Origin of the sequence: Spongiactinospora gelatinilytica, assembly GCF_003236385.1 — a bacterium.
GTDB classification, from domain to species: Bacteria; Actinomycetota; Actinomycetes; order Streptosporangiales; family Streptosporangiaceae; genus Spongiactinospora; species Spongiactinospora gelatinilytica.
Genome location: NZ_POUA01000761.1, coordinates 1 through 1,057 on the forward strand (window position 1 = coordinate 1; position 1,057 = coordinate 1,057).

Annotated in this window: 3 protein-coding genes; all 3 read left to right on the forward strand. The window is 66.3% G+C overall.

Features of this window, described 5'->3' with window-relative positions; genetic code table 11:
• The first annotated feature begins 225 nt into the window (after positions 1–225).
• The gene (locus C1I98_RS39220; protein ID WP_111172220.1) at positions 226–432 is read left to right on the forward strand and encodes a hypothetical protein; all 207 of its coding nucleotides are present in this window, start codon (positions 226–228) and stop codon (positions 430–432) included.
• Positions 433–534: 102 nt separating this feature from the next.
• Complete coding sequence (locus C1I98_RS39225) at positions 535–804, forward strand: hypothetical protein (RefSeq protein WP_111172221.1); 270 nt, start codon at positions 535–537, stop codon at positions 802–804.
• Positions 771–1,057 (forward strand): hypothetical protein (locus C1I98_RS39230; protein WP_146607946.1); only part of this gene is annotated, 287 nt, incomplete at its 3' end. The genes C1I98_RS39225 and C1I98_RS39230, both read left to right, overlap by 34 nt.

Sequence of the window (1,057 nt, forward strand, 5' to 3'; positions counted from 1 at the left end):
GCCCCGCCCCTTCCCGGTCGGCACCCGCTTCCACCTGCGGGAGGTCGAACCGGAACTTCGCACGGCCTGGCATCCGCACACCGCCGCCTGGGATGCCCGCGCCCGTGAATGGGCGGACGAACTATTGGCCGACGTGCCCGACGAGGATCGCAGGCTGCTGAGACGGTCGTCAGGGACGGAGTGTGGTGGGCCTGCGTGTGCTATCCGGACGCCGAAGACTCCCGGATGGACGATGTCCTACGGGCCGCGATTGCCCACATCGTGCTCGACGACCGCATTTACACCAGCTTTCTGGCCGACGGCCGGATGGGCGAACTCCTCGCCGACTTCGCCGCCGCCATGGACGACCCGACCCTCGACCGATCCACTTTCATCGGCCGTTTCATGGCGAAGACCTGGCGGGAGATGTCCCGCCGTTCCCCGACGGCCTGAGGTCCCGGCTGCGCCGCACCTCCGGCGACTACCTCCGCAGCACCGCCATCGAGGTCGAGGCCCGCGCCTCCGGCAAGAACTTCACCCGCGAGGAATATCTGAATGCGGGAAGGCAGCATGGCCGCCGACGTCGTGCACTTCCTGGGGGAGTACTCGATCGGCATCGACATGACCGAGGACATGGATCGCCTACCGCAGATGTTCGACCAAATCCGCAGGGTCGGCGTCGCCCACTTCGCGTACGTGAACCACCTCTACACCTTCCGCAAGGAATACTGCGACGGCGGCGACTACCAGCATTCCCTCGTCTTCACCAGCGTCACACACGACGGCCCACCTTGCAAGAATCGATCGACCGCCTCTGCGACCTGATCGAGGGGACCGAACACCTCTACCGCCAGGTCTGCGACCGAATCTTCTCCCTCGTCCAAGGCCGCCAACGCGACCGGCTGATCGCCTACCTCCGCCAGATCGAATACGGCCTGGCCGGCTCCCGCGAATACTCCCAAACCGCCGCCCGCTACCACGGCCGCGGCTTCTCCCACCTGAGCGGCAACCGCTTCGTCCCCTCCCGCACCAGCGGCTGGCTCGAACTCAGCCCCGGCAATAGCATCTTCCACGACAC

Bases quoted from the DNA above. Each gene is read 5' to 3' on its own strand.
- C1I98_RS39220 (WP_111172220.1), top strand. From the start codon at position 226: ATGGACGATGTCCTACGGGCCGCGATTGCCCACATCGTGCTCGACGAC.
- C1I98_RS39225 (WP_111172221.1), top strand. From the start codon at position 535: ATGCGGGAAGGCAGCATGGCCGCCGACGTCGTGCACTTCCTGGGGGAG.